Raw genomic sequence first — 16,146 nt, forward strand, 5'->3', positions numbered from 1 at the left:
AAGGAGGCGGAGACGGCGGGCAGCAGGGCCTGGGTGGAGTAGAGGAGTGCGAAGGTCGCGACACCGGCGGCGAAGAGCGCGAAACTCATCCGGCGAGGAGGCCGCACGCCAACTGCGCAGGCGGCGCACAGCTCCCGCCTGTGCGAGACCTGCTCCGAGACCGCCTTCACCCCTTCGGGTGCGGGAGCCGTGCTCGTCTGCTCCTTGGATTCCGCAGTGGTCGCGGACTGCTCGTGGCCGCCGCTGCGGGCACCACGGTTGTGCCGGCTCTGCTTCTTGCCCATGATCGTGCCTCCTGTGCGGATGTAGGACGATGGGCCGCCTTTCAGACTCGCATACAAGTGTAAACGGTGCATTTGTTGCCATAAGGGTCTCTCTGTCTGACGTGCGGAGCACGGCTGGGCGGGAGCATGCTGTGTGAGTGACCTGGTACGGCGCGGCCCGGGGTACTCCGCTCGGCGAGGGCGGCAGTGTGCCCGAGAGGCTCAAGGGCGGCCGGGCGCCGGACGAACTGTCGCTGGTGCTCGCCCAGGCCGTCGTGAGCGGGGTCGAGGCCGCGGGCGGACAGGCGGGCGGCGTCTATCTGCGCTCCCTCACACCGGGGCTGCTGCGGCTGGCGGTACTGGCGGGGCTGCCCGGACCGCTCTTCCGTCCCTGGTGGCGGATGCATGTGAACCGCCCGTTCCCGGTGGCGGACGCCTTCCGTACGGGCCGGGCGGTGCATCTCTCCGACGCCGAGGAGGCCATGCGCCGCTACCCGCAGCTGATGGCGGGCCTGCCGTTCCCGTTCGGCTCCCTGTACATGCCGGTCGTCAGCGGCGGCGAACCGGTCGGGGTCCTGACGGTGCTCTGCGCGGCGACCCCGGGCAAGCCGGTGGGAATCGCCGAACGGCGCAGACTGCGGGGCGTCGCCGAACGGCTGGGCACCGCACTGACGGAGCTGGAGTCCGGTGGCGCGAAACCGTGCTGGGACGAGGAACCGCTCCCCGTGCAACTGCCCGCCGGCAGCTCGCCGCCCGTACGGATCGGCCGCTTCGACTGGGACCTGGCCACCGGCGTCGTCGGCGCCGACGACGAGCTGTGCGCGATCCTCGGCACCGGACCCGCCGAGTTCCCGGGCACGATCGACGCACTGGCCGCGCAACTGGCTCCGGAGGACGTCTACGGACTGTGGGCCCTGGCCCGCCAGGCGGCGGGGTCGGGCGGGCCCGTCGTACGCAGGATGCGACTGCGCGGCCCCGACGGCCGCTCACACCTGCTGGAGGTCTCGGGCCGCCGGGACAGCGGAGCCGGGCCCGAGGTCGGTGCGGCGAGCCATCTGACCGGCTTCCTGGTGGACCTCGGCATCGGCCCGGTCGTCCCCGAGGCGGCCGACCGGCTGCCGCGGGGGATCTTCTCGCTGGACCGCTTCGGCCGGATCACCTACCTCAACGACCTGGCCGAGCAGCTCCTCGGCCATGCCAGGACCGAGCTGGTCGGGCGGGTGCTCTGGGAAGTCCTCCCGTGGTTCGCGAACGCGGCCTACGAGGACCACTACCGGGCCGCGATGATCTCCGACGACCCGGTCCACTTCCTCGCCCGGCGCAACCCTCCCCCCTGGCTCGCGATCTCCCTGTACCCGGGCCACGAAGGGCTGACGGCCGTACTCACCCCCACCGAGGAGCCCTCCTACACGACGGGGTCCGTGGCCTCACCCGGGCTGGGCCTCGGTTCCCCCGCGGACCGTTCCGCCGCGCTCTACCGGCCGGTCGCACTGGCGATCGCGCTGACCGAGGCCGTCACGGCCCGGCAGGTGTCCGCCGTGGTCACCGAGGAACTGCTGCCCGCCTTCGGCGGCAGACAGCTCGCGATCTACCTGCTCAAGGAGGGCCGCCTCTACCTGGAGTGGGAGACGGGCTTCCCCAAGGGCTTCCTGGACGGGTTCGACGGCGTCGGCCTGGACGCCCGCATCCCCGGCGTGGAGACACTCACCTCCGGCCGCCCCATCTTCTTCGAGTCCATGCAGCATCTGGGCGCCGCCTACCCCGGCATCCCCATGGACACCGATGTCGGCGCCCGCGCCTTCCTGCCGCTGATCGCCTCCGGGCAGCACGTCGGCTCGTGCATCCTCGGCTTCGACCAGCCGCGCGGTTTCAGCCCCGAGGAGCGCACGATCCTGACCGCGCTGGCCGGCCTCATCGCCCAGGCACTGCAACGGGCCCAGCGGTACGACGTAGAGGCCGCCCTCGCCCGCGGACTCCAGGACGTCCTGCTGCCGCACCGGCTGCCCGTCATCGACGGCGTCGACACCGCAGGCCGCTACCTCGCGGGCACCCAGGGCATGGACGTCGGCGGCGACTGGTACGACGTCATCGAGACGGGCGAGCGGCTGGCCCTGGTCATCGGGGACGTCCAGGGACACGGTGTCGCGGCCGCCGCGACCATGGGCCAACTGCGCAGTGCCGTACGGGCCTTCGCGCTCAGCGGACACGACCCGCAGGAGGTGATGAGCGGTACCAACCGGCTCCTCATCGACCTCGACCCCGGCCAGTTCGCCAGCTGCTGCTACATCGTCCTGGACCCGGCCACCGGTATCGCGCACGCCGTGCGGGCCGGACACCCCCAGCCCGTACTGCGCCACCCGGACGGCACGGCCGAGGTCCTGGACCTGCCGGGCGGGGTCGTGCTCGGCGTCGACCCCGAAGCGTCCTACCCCGTCAGGGAACTGCACCTGGCCCCCGGCGCGATGCTCGCCCTGTACACCGACGGCATGGTCGAGCAGTCGGGCACGGACATCGACGTGGGCGTCGAGCGGCTGCGCCGCACGATCGCCGAATTCGGCCCGGCCCCGCTGGCCGATATGGCGGACCACGTGATCGGGCGGGCCAGACAGGCACCGGACCGGCCCGACGACATCGCCCTGCTGCTCGCCGCCCGCTGGAACGACACGGACGGCAAGGCTGCTCGCACCCCGTGAACGGCTCGGGCGCGGTCGGTGACCGGATGCGCCCCGGCCGGTTCGGGCTTGAGCCTGCCCGGCGGCCCTCTCAGCGCCGGCGTGGGTTCGGGGCCGGAACGAGGCGTACCGCGGTGTTGAGGACATGGTCGATCACATCGCGCGAGGGGTTGTCCGTCAGATTGCTGAGCAGCCGGGCCAGCGTGTTGAGCAGGAACGGCGAGCCCATCACGTACCGGTTCAGGACGGGCTGGAACCCCGACCGGCTGAAGACGAGATCGGCGGCCGTGTTGCCGAGCCGGTAGTAGCGCCCCCAGCGCCGGTTCATCTCGACCGGGTAGTGGTGCAGCGCCCGCTCCCGCCGCGGGCCCGGGGGCATGGCCAGCGCCAGCGCGGCGCTCTCGGCCGCGACCTCACCGGCCTCCAGCGCCTGGCCGATGCCCTCACCGTTCCACGGACTGATCATGCCGCCGGAGTCGCCGACCAGCAGGAGGCCCCGGGTGTACAGCGGATGACGGTTGAGGCCCAGCGGCAGCGCGGCGCTGCGGACGGGCCCCTCGGCGTTCTCCTCACGCAGCCCCCACTCGGGCGGTGTGCGGGCCAGCCACTGGTCCAGGGTGGCCCGCAGATCGGGCTTGCCGTGGCGCCGGTGGGGAATCGCTCCGAGTCCCACGTTGACGCGGCCGTCCCCCATCGGGAAGATCCAGCCGTACCCCGGCAGGAAGCGGTCGCTCCTGGGGAAGCGGAGGTCGGCCCAGAGCTCCAGGAACTCCTCCCGGGAACGCTCGGGGCTGCGGTAGTAGCGACGGGCCGCCGTCGCGATCTGGCGCTTCGTGTCCCGCTGCAGCCCCATCGCGAGAGCCAGCCGGGCGGAGGCGCCGTCGGCGGCGATGACGACCGGCGCCCGGTGCACCACCGGATCCGCCGTCCCCGACACCGCGTTCACGCCGGTGATCCGTCCGGCCCGGTCGGTCACCGGCTCCGTCACCTTCACACCGGTGCGCAGCCGGGCCCCGGCGGCGACGGCATGGCGGGCCAGGATGTCGTCGAAGTCGTGGCGGCTGCGGGTGAGCCCGAAGTCCGGGTAGCCGCCCAGCGCGGGCCAGTCGATCTGCACCTGCCGGTCGCCGGTCACCCAGCGCATCCCGCGCGACCGCGTCCAGCCCGGTGCGTCGATGTCGACGCCCATCCGGATGAGCTGGTGCACCGCACGCGGCGTCAGGCCGTCCCCGCACACCTTCTCCCGGGGGAAGCCCGACTTCTCCAGAAGCAGCACGTCAACGCCCGCTCGGGCGAGGTGGAAGGCCGCGGACGAGCCGGCCGGTCCCGCCCCCACCACGATCACCTGGGCCTCCTCGGACCGGCCGTGGGGCTCCTTGTCCGGCGGGGACTGTTCTGCGCGCGCTTCCCGCATCGGGAGCCCTTTCCTGGGACGGCCGGAGCCGCCCGGGGAAGGCGGCCGTGTACACCGACATCCTGCCGGTTCGCGCCGCTCGGCGGCAGGGCGATCATGAGTGCGAGGTGTGTGGGCTTCCGGTTCCTCCGGCCCAGCGGCCGCAACGCGGATCGGGGCCGCGGAGTGCGGCCCCGAAGGCGACGGAGGGCGAAGACGGAGTCAGTACGGCAGCGGACGCCCCGACGGAGTACGCAGATCGAGCGGTGGCGGCCGGGACGGGAGCTGGGGACGTCTGACAACCCTGATGCGGCCCACTGCCACCACCTCCTGTCGGTCACCCGACCTATGCCCGGAGCCACGCCGTTCACACCCCTGCGGGCCGGTGATCGTGTTCCGTGAAGCTCCCCGCCTACCGCGGCGGTCCGTGGCCCGCGTCGGCGAGCAGCCGCTCGATCCGGTCGAAGCGCTCGTGCAGGACCTGGGCGGTCTCCTCCCGGACATGGTGCGCGGTCTGCTCAGCCGCGGCGAGCCGGTGACGGCGTTGCTGCTCGTGCCCCACGAACCGGGTGGCGAGGGCCGCCGTGACCATTCCGTAGGTGGTGATGCCCACGCCCATCACCACGACCGCGACGATCCGGCCCCACAGGGTCAGCGGGTAGAAGTCGCCGTACCCGACGGTCGTCGCGGTCTCCACCGACCACCACAGCGCCCGGGGATACCTCCGGCGTGCCGTTCCGCCATGAGCACCGCCCAGGAGCCGACGAGCAGGGTCAGGGCGAGGATCACCGTCGCCCAGCCCACCGCCTTGAGATGGAGCGGACGGCCTTCCCGGCCGAGCAGCAGTTCGACCGCCTTGGTCAGGAGCGCAGGCACCATCACCGGATCATGCCCGGCCGCCGCCGCCGGCACCGGGGCACGGGCGCGCACCGGCGGGAGCCGCGTCGCCCGGTCGGAGCGCCTCCGCCCGGTCGGAGCGGGCAGTCCGCTCCCGCACAGGAGGCCCGCTCCGCATTCCGACCCCGGCAATCCGTGTTAAACCTAAAGATGTGTGTGGTACAGGTCGGTTCCGGGCGTGGTTTCACCGCTCCGCCCGGCGGCCGCATCGGCACGATGGCGGACGCCCGGGTGGTGACCGACCCGCGCCCTCGGGCCCGGACGCGAAACAGTCCTCACCGGGGAACCGGCTGCGCGCCCTCTTCAGCTTTCGCACCGTGGCCGGCCAGGTCTTCATCCTGATGCTGGGCATCGTCGTGCTGCTCATCGCCGCCGCGATCGTCTCGCTGGTGCTTCAGGGCAGGCGCGACAGCATGGACGAGGCCCGAGCCCGTTCGCTGAGCGTCGCGGAGGCGTTCGCCCACGCCCCGGGGATGGTCGCCGCACTGGACGGCCCGGAGCCCACCTCGGTGCTCCAGCCGTTCGCGGAACAGACCCGGATGGAGACCGGCGTCGAGTACATCGTCGTGACCGGGACCGACGGAGTCCGCTACACCGACCCTGACCTGCAGCGGATCGGGACACAGATCGATCCGCGGTACAAGGAGGCCCTGAACGGGCACGGGTTCACCCGGACCTACACGGGCAGCCGCGGCCGCGCCGTCGTCTCGGTGGTGCCCGTGCCACGGCCCGACGGCACGCCCGCCGGACTGGTGTCCGTGGCCATCAAGGTCGAGACCGTGAACAAGCTGGCCGACCCCAGCATCCCGTTCGCCATCGGCGCCGCGGTGGTGGCCCTCGCCCTCACGACGGGCGGTGCGGCCCTGGTGAGCCGACGGCTGGGACGCCAGACGCGCGGCCTGGGCCCGGCCGAGATGACACGAATGTACGAGCACCACGACGCGGTGTTGCACGCGGTCCGCGAAGGGGTCCTCATCATCGGCCCCGAACACCGGCTGCTGCTGGCCAACGACGAGGCCCGAAGACTCCTGGGGCTGCCCGCCGACGCCGAGGGGCGCTCCGTCACCGACCTGGGGCTGGAGCCGCGTACCGCCGAACTGCTGGCCTCCGGCCGGGTCGCCACGGACGAGGTGCGGCCGGCCGGGAACCGGCTGCTGGCCGTCAACCTCCGTCCCACGGGGGACCGCGGCGGGCCACCCGGCGTCGTGGCGACCCTGCGGGACACCACCGAGCTGCGCGCCGTCACCGGCCGGGCGGAGACCGTACGGGAGCGTCTGACGCTCCTGTACCGCGCCGGCGCCCGGATCGGCACCACCCTCGACGTCGCGACGACCGCACGGGAGCTCGCTGAGGTCGCCGCCCCCGGATTCGCGGACTGCGCGACGGTCGACCTCGCCGACGCGGTGCTGCGCGGAGCGGAACCGGAGCCACCCTCCGGCAACGTGATACGGGTACGCCGCACCGCCATCTCCGGCACCGGCACGGACCACCCCCTCTACCCGCTCGGCCGCGTCATCGGATTCGTGCCCACCGTCCCCGAGGCCATCGGCAGCAGCGGCGGCCACACCTGGATGGTGCCCGACCTGGCCACGTCCGAGCAGTGGCGGCAGGCCGACCCCGAGCAGGCCGCGAGAATCCTGGAACACGGATTCCACTCGCTGCTCTCCGTACCGCTGCACGCGCGCGGTGTCATCCTCGGCATGGCCAACTTCTGGCGCGCGGAGAACGAGGAGCCCTTCGGCGCCGATGACCTGTCCTTCGCGGAGGAACTGGTGGCCCGCGCGGCCGTCAGCGTCGACAACGCCCGCCGCTACACCCGCGAGCACGAGATGGCTGTGACCCTGCAGCGCAGCCTGCTCCCGCGCGGTGTGCCCGAGCAGAACGCCCTGGACGTCGCCTTCCGCTACCTGCCGGCGCAGGCCGGGGTGGGCGGGGACTGGTTCGATGTCATCCCGCTGTCCGGCGCACGCGTCGCCCTGGTCGTCGGCGATGTGGTCGGACACGGTCTGCACGCCGCGGCCACCATGGGCCGGCTGCGCACCACGGTGCACAACTTCTCCACGCTGGACCTGCCCCCCGACGAACTCCTCGGCCACCTCGACGAACTCGTCGTCCGGATCGACCAGGACGAGCAGACCGACGGCGGCGTGGCGGTCACCGGGGCCACCTGCCTGTACGCGATCTACGACGCGGTCACCGGGCGCTGCTCGGTGGCTCGGGCCGGCCACCCAGGGCCCGCCCTCGTGCTGCCCGACGGCACCGTCGAGTTCCCCGAGATTCCGCCCGGTCTGCCCCTCGGGATCGGCGGGATGCCCTTCGAGACGGTCGAGCTGGAGGTGCCGGAGGGGAGCCGTCTGGTCATGTACACGGACGGGCTGATCGAGCGCCGCGACCGGGACATCGACGACGGCCTGGAGCGGCTGCGCCGGGCCCTGGCCGATCGCGAACGGACGCCCGAGGAGACCTGCGACGACGTGCTGGAGGCCATGCTGCCCAACCGTCCGGGCGACGACGTCGCTCTGCTGGTGGCCCGTACCCGCACCCTGGACCCGGCCCGGCGCGTGCAGTGGGAGGTGGCCCCCGACGCCTCGGCCGTCTCGGGCGTCCGCAAGGAGGCCACCCGGTGGCTCGCCGACCACGGACTCGACGAGGAGGGGTTCGTCACCGAACTGATCCTCAGCGAGCTGGTCACCAACGCCATCCGCTACGGCACCGAGCCGATCACCGTGCGGCTGCTGTACGACCGGGCCCTGATCTGCGAGGTGTCGGACTGCAGCAGCACCTCGCCGCATCTGCGCTACGCGGCGACGACCGACGAGGGCGGGCGGGGGCTGTTCCTCGTCGCCCAGTTCGCCGAGCGCTGGGGCACCCGCTACACCGAACGCGGCAAGGTGATCTGGTCCGAGCAGACGCTGGACGAGCCGGAGCCGCCACCCGGATAGGGCCGTGACGGCGGCGACGCGGGGCCCGGCAGTGGCTGCCGGACCCCGCGCCGTTCGTTCATCTCATGAGGGGTGTCACGGGAAGGACACCACCTGTGACGGGACGGTGGATGTCCCCGACGTGGGTGATCCGGTGTTGTTGATGACGTGTTCGTACTGGCCCTGGCCGCCGAGGGAGACGACGAGCAGGTCGTGGAACTTCACTCCGGGCTTCACCGGTGCTTCGAAGCCGTGGTCCTGGCGGATCGTGGGGTCCACGTTGAAGTAGCAGTAGCTGCCGAGGCCCCAGCCTTCGTGGGTGGTCACGGAGTCGTCGACCTTGTAGGCCGCGTAGCCCTTGGTGCCGCCGTTCTGGATGGCGGCCTGGTTGGGAGCGTCGTACGCCTTCTCGTTCTGGAAGAAGATCGTCTTGCCCCTCTCGCCGGACCAGCGCACGTCGTACTTGTTGAAGTGCTCGACGAACAGTCCGGTCGCCAGGACGTCGTCGCCGTTGACCTGGAGGCCGTAGTCGGAGCGGTTGGTGTCCCAGCCGACGCCCTCGCCGTGGTCCGCGCGCCACAGCCAGGTGTGGTCGATGATCGTGTCGTTGCTGTTGATCACCATGCCGGTGGTGGCCTTGCCGGCTCCCGCGCCGCCGACCCGGACGAACACGTCCTGGACGGTGGTCGGGTTCGCCGAGTGGTCGGCCGAGGCGCCGTCGGGGCCGACCTGGACCAGGACCTGGGAGTTCTGCGGACCGGCGTCGACGAGCAGGCCGGCGAGCTTCACGCCGTCCACGTCACCGACCTTGATCGCCGTGACCCCGTTGTCCGGGATGATCGTGGCCAGGCCCAGGCCCAGCACGACCGTGTTGGCGCGGTCGATGTTGATGGTCTGGTTCACGTGGTAGATGCCGGGCGTGAACAGCAGGTGCAGACCCTGCTGCACCGCCGCGTTGATGGTCTCGGCCGAGGCACCGGGCTTGACCACGTAGAACTGGCTCAGCGGGATGGACTCGCCCTGCGGAGTGCCGTTCCACGAGACGCCGCGTGCGTTGGTGCGCTTGGCGGGGACGAACACCTTGTAGTCGTTGCCGTCGAGGTAGAGGAACGGCTTCTCGCGGGAGACCGGGGTGTTCTCCAGTGTGGTGTACGGCGGTTCCGGGAAGCTCTGGGCGGGGGCGCCCTCGACGCCGGAGAACGTCATGTTCCAGACGCCGTTGCCCCAGCCGCCGATCGAGCTGTCGCGGGTGTACCACTGCTGCTGCGAGTACGGGCCGACCTGGCCGTCGATCTTGCTGTCGGCGATGTACCCGCCGCTCGCCCAGCCGTAGCCGTTCGGTGCGAGGTTGAGTCCGCCCTTGACGTGCATCCGGCGGAACGGGGCGGCCTGCGAGACGGCCCAGCGGTCGGTGCCGTTCACCGGGTTGAGCGCCAGGTTCTCCGCCGAGCGCCAGAAGTTCTGCGTGGCGTTCCCGTCGAACCAGCCCGCGTCGACGGTCACATCACCGTTGAACGTGGTGTCGTCCGGCTTGAGGCCGAGCCCGGCGATCGAGGTGTAGAACCCGATCTGCGCGTTGAGGTTGTTGTACGTGCCCGGCTTGAACATCAGCGCGTAGCGGCCGGTGCCGAACTGCGCCGACTCCTGCTGCTTGAACACCTCGTCGACCTTGGCCTGGATGTTGGGCGTCGAGGGATCGAAGACCAGGACGTTGGGGCCGAGGTCGCCGCCGCCGGGGATCTGCGGGCCGCCCGGGTCGCTCCCGGTGGTGCCGAAGACCTGGAACTCCCAGAGCGAGTAGCCGTACTGGGTGGCTCGCGCGGTGCCGGTCAGCCGGACGTAGCGGGCGGTGCCGGAGATGTTCAGGGTCTCGTTTCCGCCGGGGCCGGTGGTGGTCGAGTAGGCGGTGCTCCAGGTGCTGTCGTCCGTGGAGAACTCGATCCTGTAGCTCTTGGCGTAGGCGGTTTCCCACCTGAGCGCGATCTGGCTGACCGAGGCGGCGGAGCCCAGGTCGACCTCGATCCACTGGGGGTCGGAGGCGGCGCTCGACCAGCGGGTGCCGTTGTCGCCGTCCACGGCGGAGGTGGCGGGGGTGCCGTAGTTCTCCTGGCTGGAGGCGGTGACCGTCTTGCCCTGGGAGAGCAGCGAGGGTGCGGCGCTCGCCGGGGTGGACGGGACGAAGGCCAGGAGCGAGACGACGAGACCGGCGACGGCGGCCAGCACGCCGGTTCGTCTTCTTCCGGTCGAGGCCACGGGTCTGTGGAACACGGGGGGTGCATACATGGGGAAGTCTCCTGAGTCGCGGTACGGGGACACGACACGAAGTCGGAGAGCGCTCTCTCCGACCGATGGGGATACTTCTCCCTTGGTTCCCCACGCGTCAATAGGTGTGCAACACCCGCTTGTTCGGACGTCGTTGAGAACAAGAGTTGATGCCGGACAACTCGCGATTGACCGAGTTCCGTACGCCTTCCAACCCCCGTGGCCACAGGCTTGACGCGGCGTCGATTCAGGTGATGATGGTGCGTACACACGGAGTGACGGACGCGAAACGTGCCGTTGCCTCCGCAACCCGACGCCGCCCGGAGGCGGCCGGTGGCGGGCCGGAGGATCTGGGCACCGGAGGCCACCGCGCCTGTTACCGGACATCTTGCCGCCGTCCCGGGGACAGCGGGTGCGAGTGCTCGCTATCCTCCGGGACATGAGCCGTGAGCGTGGCACGCGCGGCGCCCTTGACCAGGCGCGACGGTGGTTCCGGTGACCGGGGACGTGGGCCCCGCGCCGTCCGGCCCCGGTGGCGCGGAGGCATGGAGATCCTTCGGGGTCCGGCTGCGCCAGTGGCGCAGACGGGCGGGGCTGACGCAGGCCCAGGTGGGCGCCCGGGTCGGCTACGACCACACCGCCATCAGCAAACTCGAACACGGCAGCCGCCGGACGCCGCTGCCCCTGGCCCGCAGGCTGGACGACCTGCTGGCGGCGGGCGGCGACCTGCTGGCGGCCTGCGAGGCGGCCGAGGCGCGGGAGGCCGCGTTGACCACGGGCGGTGCGGACGGCGGCCCGCCTCCCGTGGACACCCCGGACCGCCGCGGCCCGCTGCCCGGCGAGCCCGCGGGTGGCGCCCTCCTCGCGATGCTGCCGCCCGGAACGGTACTGCCCGCCGCTCTTCCCGCGTACGGACTCACCTGCCCGGCGCACGGCCGGGACGGCTGCGCCGTACCCGCGCTGGCCGACGTCGTCGAACTGCACGCCGCCTTCTGCGCCCTGGGTCCGGACGCCTCGTCCCACCCCGCACTGGACACCGAGACCGTGCACGCGCTCACCGCCCTGCTCGCCGTCTGCCTGCGCGCCGACGAGGAACGCGCCTGGCCGGGAGCGACCGCGGTCGTCGAGCGCACCTTGCACGCCATGCTCCGGTGGATGGCGCTGCCCGCCGCCCCCTACCAGCGCCAACTGGCCCCGCTGGCAGCCGAGTACGCACAGTCGGCCGGCTGCCTGCGGCTGCTGTGGGGCCGCAACGGCACCGCGATGGCCTGGCTCGACCGGTCGCTGCTCTGGTCAGCCATGGCCGGTCGGGTGGGCACCGAGGTCGCGGCACTGAGCGACATGAGCACCCTGGCCCGGCTGGAGGGTGACGGGCCGTCCGCGCTGGCGTACGGCGGGGCCATCCGGCAGGCCGCCGCGGGCCGGCCCTGGGCGGGCGCCATGAGCGATCTGTACCAGGCGCGCGGCCACGCCGTCCGGGGGGACGCCCCGCAGACCCTGAGGCACATCGACCGCGCCTGGTCCCAGCTGGACCGGGTCGAGGAGCGGGACGAGACGGAGGCGCCCTGGCTCTCCGTGGCCTCGGTGCGCCTGCGGGTGGAGTCGGGCGCGGCGGGCGCGCTGCGCGATCTCGCGGCGGCCACGGGCGACCGCCGGCTCGCCCTGCGCGCGGTCGGGGCGGCCCGCACCGCGCTCGGACTGCTGCCTCCCGGGATGTACTCGGCCCGGATGCTGTTCCTGGCCCGGATGGCCGACGCCCATGCCTGCGCGGGCGACCTGTCGGCGGCGCAGGCCGTGGCCGCTCCGGTGCTCGACACCACCGAGGTGACCCCGTCGACCCTCCTCGGCCAGGAACTGCGCGGTCTGCACGGCAGACTGGCCGCCCGCGGCGGTGGCCGGCCCGAGACCGAGGACTTCGTCCGCAGACTGGCCGCGGTGGTCCGCTGAAACGCCAGGGGCGGGGCGTGTGGACCACGCCCCGCCCCTGCCCCCGTTACAGGCCCCCCTGATGCCGGATCAGCTCACGTCGAGCGCGACATCGTCCACGACGAAGCTGGTCTGGAGGTAGGCGTCCTCCTTACTGGTGAAGCCCAGCGTCACCGTCTGCCCCGCGGCGGACCCGACGTCGAAGCTCTGCTGGACGTAACCGCTGCTCGCGTCGAGATTCGAGTAGGTGGCCAGCGTCCGCGAGCCCAGCTTGACGGTGAACGTGTCGTAGGCGGTCGCGCCTCCCGCCGACTCGGCGGTGTCGGTGCGCAGGAAGAACGACAGCTTGTACGTCGAGCAGCCCGCGGGAACGGTCAGTGACTGCGAGGCGGTGTCGCTGTGGGTGCTGCCCCAGCCGCCGAACCAGGCCTGGTAGGCGCCGGTGTGCGCGGGCTTCTCCGAGGTCCGGTTGTTGATGACCCCGTCCGTCTGGGTCCACGGCGCCGTGCCGTTCTCGAAGCCGCCGTTGGCGACGACCTGCCGTGCCTGGCAGTTGCCGCCGCCACCGATGACCAGCGAGTAGGTGGTGGTGTGGGTGGGGGTGCCCGTTCCGGTCACCGTGAGCGTGTAGGTGCCCGCGGTGGCCTGTGCCCCCGCCGTGACGGTCATCGTCGAGGAGGACCCCGACTGCACGGTCGCAGGGGCGAAGGAGACGGTGACACCGCTCGGCGCACCGGAGGCCGTCAGCCGGACACTCTGTCCGGAACCGCTGGTGGTGGCCGTGGACACGGTCGCGGTGGCCGAGGCACCCGGCTGGACGTTGCCGGAGACCGGGTTCACCGAGACGGAGAAGTCATCGGCCGGCGCCGTGGTGCCGACGGCCGTCTTCCACAGCGTGTAGGCGACTCCGTCGGCGCTGCGGTCGAGGGCGGTCGCGTTGATGTTGCTGGTGGTGTCGCACGACTGGTGGTAGCACGGGTCGTACGAACGGCCGGCCGTACCACCCCACTTGGCGGCCTGGGCGGAGGTCTTGGTGTCGCTCGCGCCGGTCGCGTAACCCGAGGTGGCGATGCCGCCCTGCTGGAATGAGTAGTCGTCGGAGCGGCCCTGGCCCTCCACGTTCTCCTCCGGAGCGAGGCCGAGCGAGGCCCAGTACTCCTTCATCGGGGCCGAGGCCGCCGAGTTGAGGTTGTTGATGAAGTAGCCGCCGTTGGTGGAGGCGACCATGTCGAAGTTGTAGTACGCGGTGATGGCGGTGCGCTGGGCCGCGGTGAGCTGCCCGACGTAGTACGCGGAGCCCTGCAGGCCCTGCTCCTCGCCATTCCACCAGGCGAAGCGCACATGCTTGGTCATCGTCGGGTTCTGCTGGGCCAGCGCGAGGGCGTTCTCCAGCAGGGTGGCCGAGCCGGATCCGTTGTCGTTGATGCCGGGCCCGGCGCTGACGCTGTCCAGGTGGGCGCCGAACATCACGGTCCGGTCCGTCGGACCGCCCGGCCAGTCCGCGATCAGGTTCTTGCCCGTGTAGGTGCAGCTGCCGCAGGTCTGCTCGCTGACGGTGTAACCGGCAGCCTGGAGCTTGCCCTTCACATAGGCGAGCGAGGCGGTGTGACCGGCGCTGCCGGCCCGGCGGCTGCCGCCGTTCTGCGAGGCGATGGTGCTGAGCTGCGACAGATGGGACTGCACATTGGCGACGCTGATGTCCGGGGGCGTGCCGCCCGGAGTGCCGCCGCCCTCATTGACGGTCAGCGTGTACTGCGCGGTGTGGTCCTGGGTGCCGGCACCCTTCACGGTGAGCGTGTAGGTCCCGGGCACGGCGGCCGACGTCGTCGAGACGGTCATGGCCGAGGTCGCGCCGGACTGCACGGCGGACGGGCTGAAGGAGACGCTCACACCGCTCGGCTGACCGGTCGAGGACAGGTTCACCGTCTGCGCGCTGCCGGAGCTGACGGTCGTCCTGACCGTGGCCGTCACCGAGTCGCCCGGCTTCACCGAGCCGGCGGACGGGTCAAGGGACATCGAGAAGTCGTTGTTGCCGCTCGGGGTACAGCTCGGGTCACCGCTCTGGGCGGGGACGCTGACGGCGTCCCAGGCCGCCTTCGTCCGGTTGAACAGCACGCAGGTGGCGTCGAGCGTCTTGGCCGAGGTGAGTGTGGCCGTGCGGTAGCGCTTGTACGTCATGCCGCTGGTCTTGAGCAGCATGCCGCCGTAGAAGACCTTGCCGGCGCTCTGGATGCCCACGCCGGTGACCGAGGAACTGTTGCACGTCGGGCTGGACGGCTTGCCGCCGCCGGGGCTCGAGCCCTCGGCCAGCAGGTAGAACCAGTGGTTGAGCGGACCGGCCGCCGCGTGCTCCTCGGTGCTGGGTATGGAGGAGCTGTAGCAGTTCGGGTCGCCGATCTGTCCCGGGTTGTACATGATCCGGATCGGCCCGCTGCCCACGAGGTTGATCTTCTCGCCGACGGTGTAGTCGGGGTCGTCGTACGGGGCCGGCTCGTTGGTGTACGCCTCGGTGAGCGCCCCCATGATGTCGCCGGTGGCCTCGCCGAGACCGGACTCGTTGTTGGCGCCGCCGGGCGTGTACTGGTCGATGCCGTGGCCGAACTCGTGGCCCACGACGTCCATGGCCCCGATCCACTGGTTGGCATTGTTGTGGCCTATGGAGACGGTGGAACCGTCCCAGTAGGCGTTCACGTCGTTCAGCCCGACCTTGACCGGCCAGCTGCGGCCGTTGCCGTCGTGACCGTTGCGCCCCAGCCAGTCACGCAGCATGTCCCACTCGTGCTGGGCCGCCCACATGACGTCGACGCAGCCGGTCTCCTTGCTGGAGGCGTTGCCGGTGCCCCAGGAGTCGGAGGACTTGGTGAAGACCCCGCCCGTGCTGTAGTCGGCGCAGCTCAGCCCCGGCCTGCCGGGGTCGCGGAGGGAGTAACTGCCGCCCGAGGAAGTGGTGTTGATGGACAGCGGGGAGGGCCCGTTCCACTGGCTGTTGCCGGTGCCGGCCTTGACGTCGTCATAGCTGTCGAGCACCTTGCCGGTGCCCGCGTCGACGAAGACATGCAGATGGCTGGGCGCCTTCGCGGTACGGCCGGTCAGTACGGTCTCCCAGGCCAGCCGGGACTTCTTGCCGGTGGCCCGGACGACCAGCCGGTGACTGTCCACCTGCTTCACCGAGGTGAGCTCCTTGCGCGCGGCAGCTTCGGCCTTTGTGGCCGAGACGGTCGCGGTGGTCGGCACGTTGATGCGCCGGGAGACCGCCGACTGTGCGCCGCGGACCCGTCCCTTGGAGTCCGCCACCACGACGGCGTCGCCGCCGACCACCGGCAGCCCGCGGTAGGTGCGCTGGTACGCGATCGAGTAGAGCCCGTTGACCCAGGGGGTCACGTTCTGCCGTTCGTAGCGCTCCTCGGGTCCCTTGGCCAGGGCGTCGAGGCCGCTGGCCGCCGCCCGGTCGGCGGCCGACACGGCAGCCGCGAGAGGAGTGGGAGCGGGGGGAGACGGTTCCGCGGAAGCTGACTGGCCGCTCGTGGCAACCAGCATTCCGGCGAGGACGGCCAGGGTTGTCCCGGCCGTCATCGGTCTGCGTTTCATCGAGGCTCCTCGGTTCGTGGGGACCTCGATCACGGGCAGCGGCGTGGGGAGACGCACCCGCCCGTGCGGCTGCCGTCGGCCGTCCGCCCAGATGGTGTCCGTGATCGAGCGACCGAACACTCACACGCCGCCATGACCTCGTCAACGAACTGGGGGTGCTCCGAAGGGAGTTGGCAAGTCTGGTCAAGTCGCCCTGGTGCGATCGCACAGCGGGCACACAGGCA

General features: G+C 71.5%; 7 protein-coding genes and 1 pseudogene. 3 read left to right on the top strand and 5 right to left on the bottom strand.

Going from position 1 to position 16,146, the window contains the following annotated elements; all coding sequences use genetic code 11:
- A partial coding sequence (locus tag AB0I52_RS24445; protein WP_363075883.1) for a hypothetical protein occupies nucleotides 1-284 on the bottom strand: 284 nt, incomplete at its 3' end.
- Between the two features lie 188 nt (nucleotides 285-472).
- Between AB0I52_RS24445 and AB0I52_RS24450 the strand changes: the two genes are divergently transcribed.
- On the top strand, nucleotides 473-2,956 hold the full coding sequence (locus tag AB0I52_RS24450) for a SpoIIE family protein phosphatase (RefSeq protein WP_363076000.1): 2,484 nt from the start codon (nucleotides 473-475) through the stop codon (nucleotides 2,954-2,956).
- A gap of 70 nt (nucleotides 2,957-3,026) precedes the next feature.
- Here the strand turns inward: AB0I52_RS24450 and AB0I52_RS24455 are convergent, their stop codons facing one another.
- Both AB0I52_RS24455 and AB0I52_RS24460 read right to left on the bottom strand, forming a co-directional pair.
- Nucleotides 3,027-4,349 (bottom strand): geranylgeranyl reductase family protein, encoded by a 1,323-nt coding sequence (locus tag AB0I52_RS24455; protein ID WP_363075884.1) that lies wholly within the window; start codon nucleotides 4,347-4,349, stop codon nucleotides 3,027-3,029.
- A 391-nt stretch (nucleotides 4,350-4,740) separates the two neighbouring features.
- Nucleotides 4,741-5,207 (bottom strand): annotated as a pseudogene (locus tag AB0I52_RS24460) (potassium channel family protein).
- A gap of 359 nt (nucleotides 5,208-5,566) precedes the next feature.
- On the opposite strand from AB0I52_RS24460, the gene AB0I52_RS24465 reads away from it, so the two are divergent.
- Nucleotides 5,567-8,167: a SpoIIE family protein phosphatase gene (locus AB0I52_RS24465; RefSeq protein WP_363076002.1), complete on the top strand. Its 2,601-nt coding sequence runs from the start codon at nucleotides 5,567-5,569 to the stop codon at nucleotides 8,165-8,167.
- Between the two features lie 75 nt (nucleotides 8,168-8,242).
- On the opposite strand, the gene AB0I52_RS24470 is transcribed toward AB0I52_RS24465, so the two are convergent.
- Nucleotides 8,243-10,429, bottom strand: coding sequence for a discoidin domain-containing protein (locus AB0I52_RS24470; protein ID WP_363075886.1), 2,187 nt, complete (start codon nucleotides 10,427-10,429; stop codon nucleotides 8,243-8,245).
- A 474-nt stretch (nucleotides 10,430-10,903) separates the two neighbouring features.
- Between AB0I52_RS24470 and AB0I52_RS24475 the strand changes: the two genes are divergently transcribed.
- Entirely contained in the window at nucleotides 10,904-12,355 is a 1,452-nt protein-coding gene (locus tag AB0I52_RS24475; protein ID WP_363075888.1) for a helix-turn-helix transcriptional regulator, read from the top strand.
- 69 nt (nucleotides 12,356-12,424) lie between these two features.
- Here the strand turns inward: AB0I52_RS24475 and AB0I52_RS24480 are convergent, their stop codons facing one another.
- A complete protein-coding gene (locus tag AB0I52_RS24480; protein ID WP_363076004.1) occupies nucleotides 12,425-15,907 on the bottom strand; it encodes a M28 family peptidase in 3,483 nt (1,160 codons plus the stop codon).
- Nucleotides 15,908-16,146: the final 239 nt, after the last annotated feature.

Source organism: Streptomyces sp. NPDC050423, assembly GCF_040655445.1.
In the GTDB taxonomy this organism is placed as follows: Bacteria; Actinomycetota; Actinomycetes; order Streptomycetales; family Streptomycetaceae; genus Streptomyces.

What these genes read in the sequence shown, in the direction of transcription:
- AB0I52_RS24455 (WP_363075884.1), bottom strand. Translation starts at nt 4,349, where the DNA reads ATGCGGGAAGCGCGCGCAGAACAGTCCCCGCCGGACAAGGAGCCCCAC.
- AB0I52_RS24465 (WP_363076002.1), top strand. Translation starts at nt 5,567, where the DNA reads ATGCTGGGCATCGTCGTGCTGCTCATCGCCGCCGCGATCGTCTCGCTG.
- AB0I52_RS24470 (WP_363075886.1), bottom strand. Translation starts at nt 10,429, where the DNA reads ATGTATGCACCCCCCGTGTTCCACAGACCCGTGGCCTCGACCGGAAGA.
- AB0I52_RS24480 (WP_363076004.1), bottom strand. Translation starts at nt 15,907, where the DNA reads ATGACGGCCGGGACAACCCTGGCCGTCCTCGCCGGAATGCTGGTTGCC.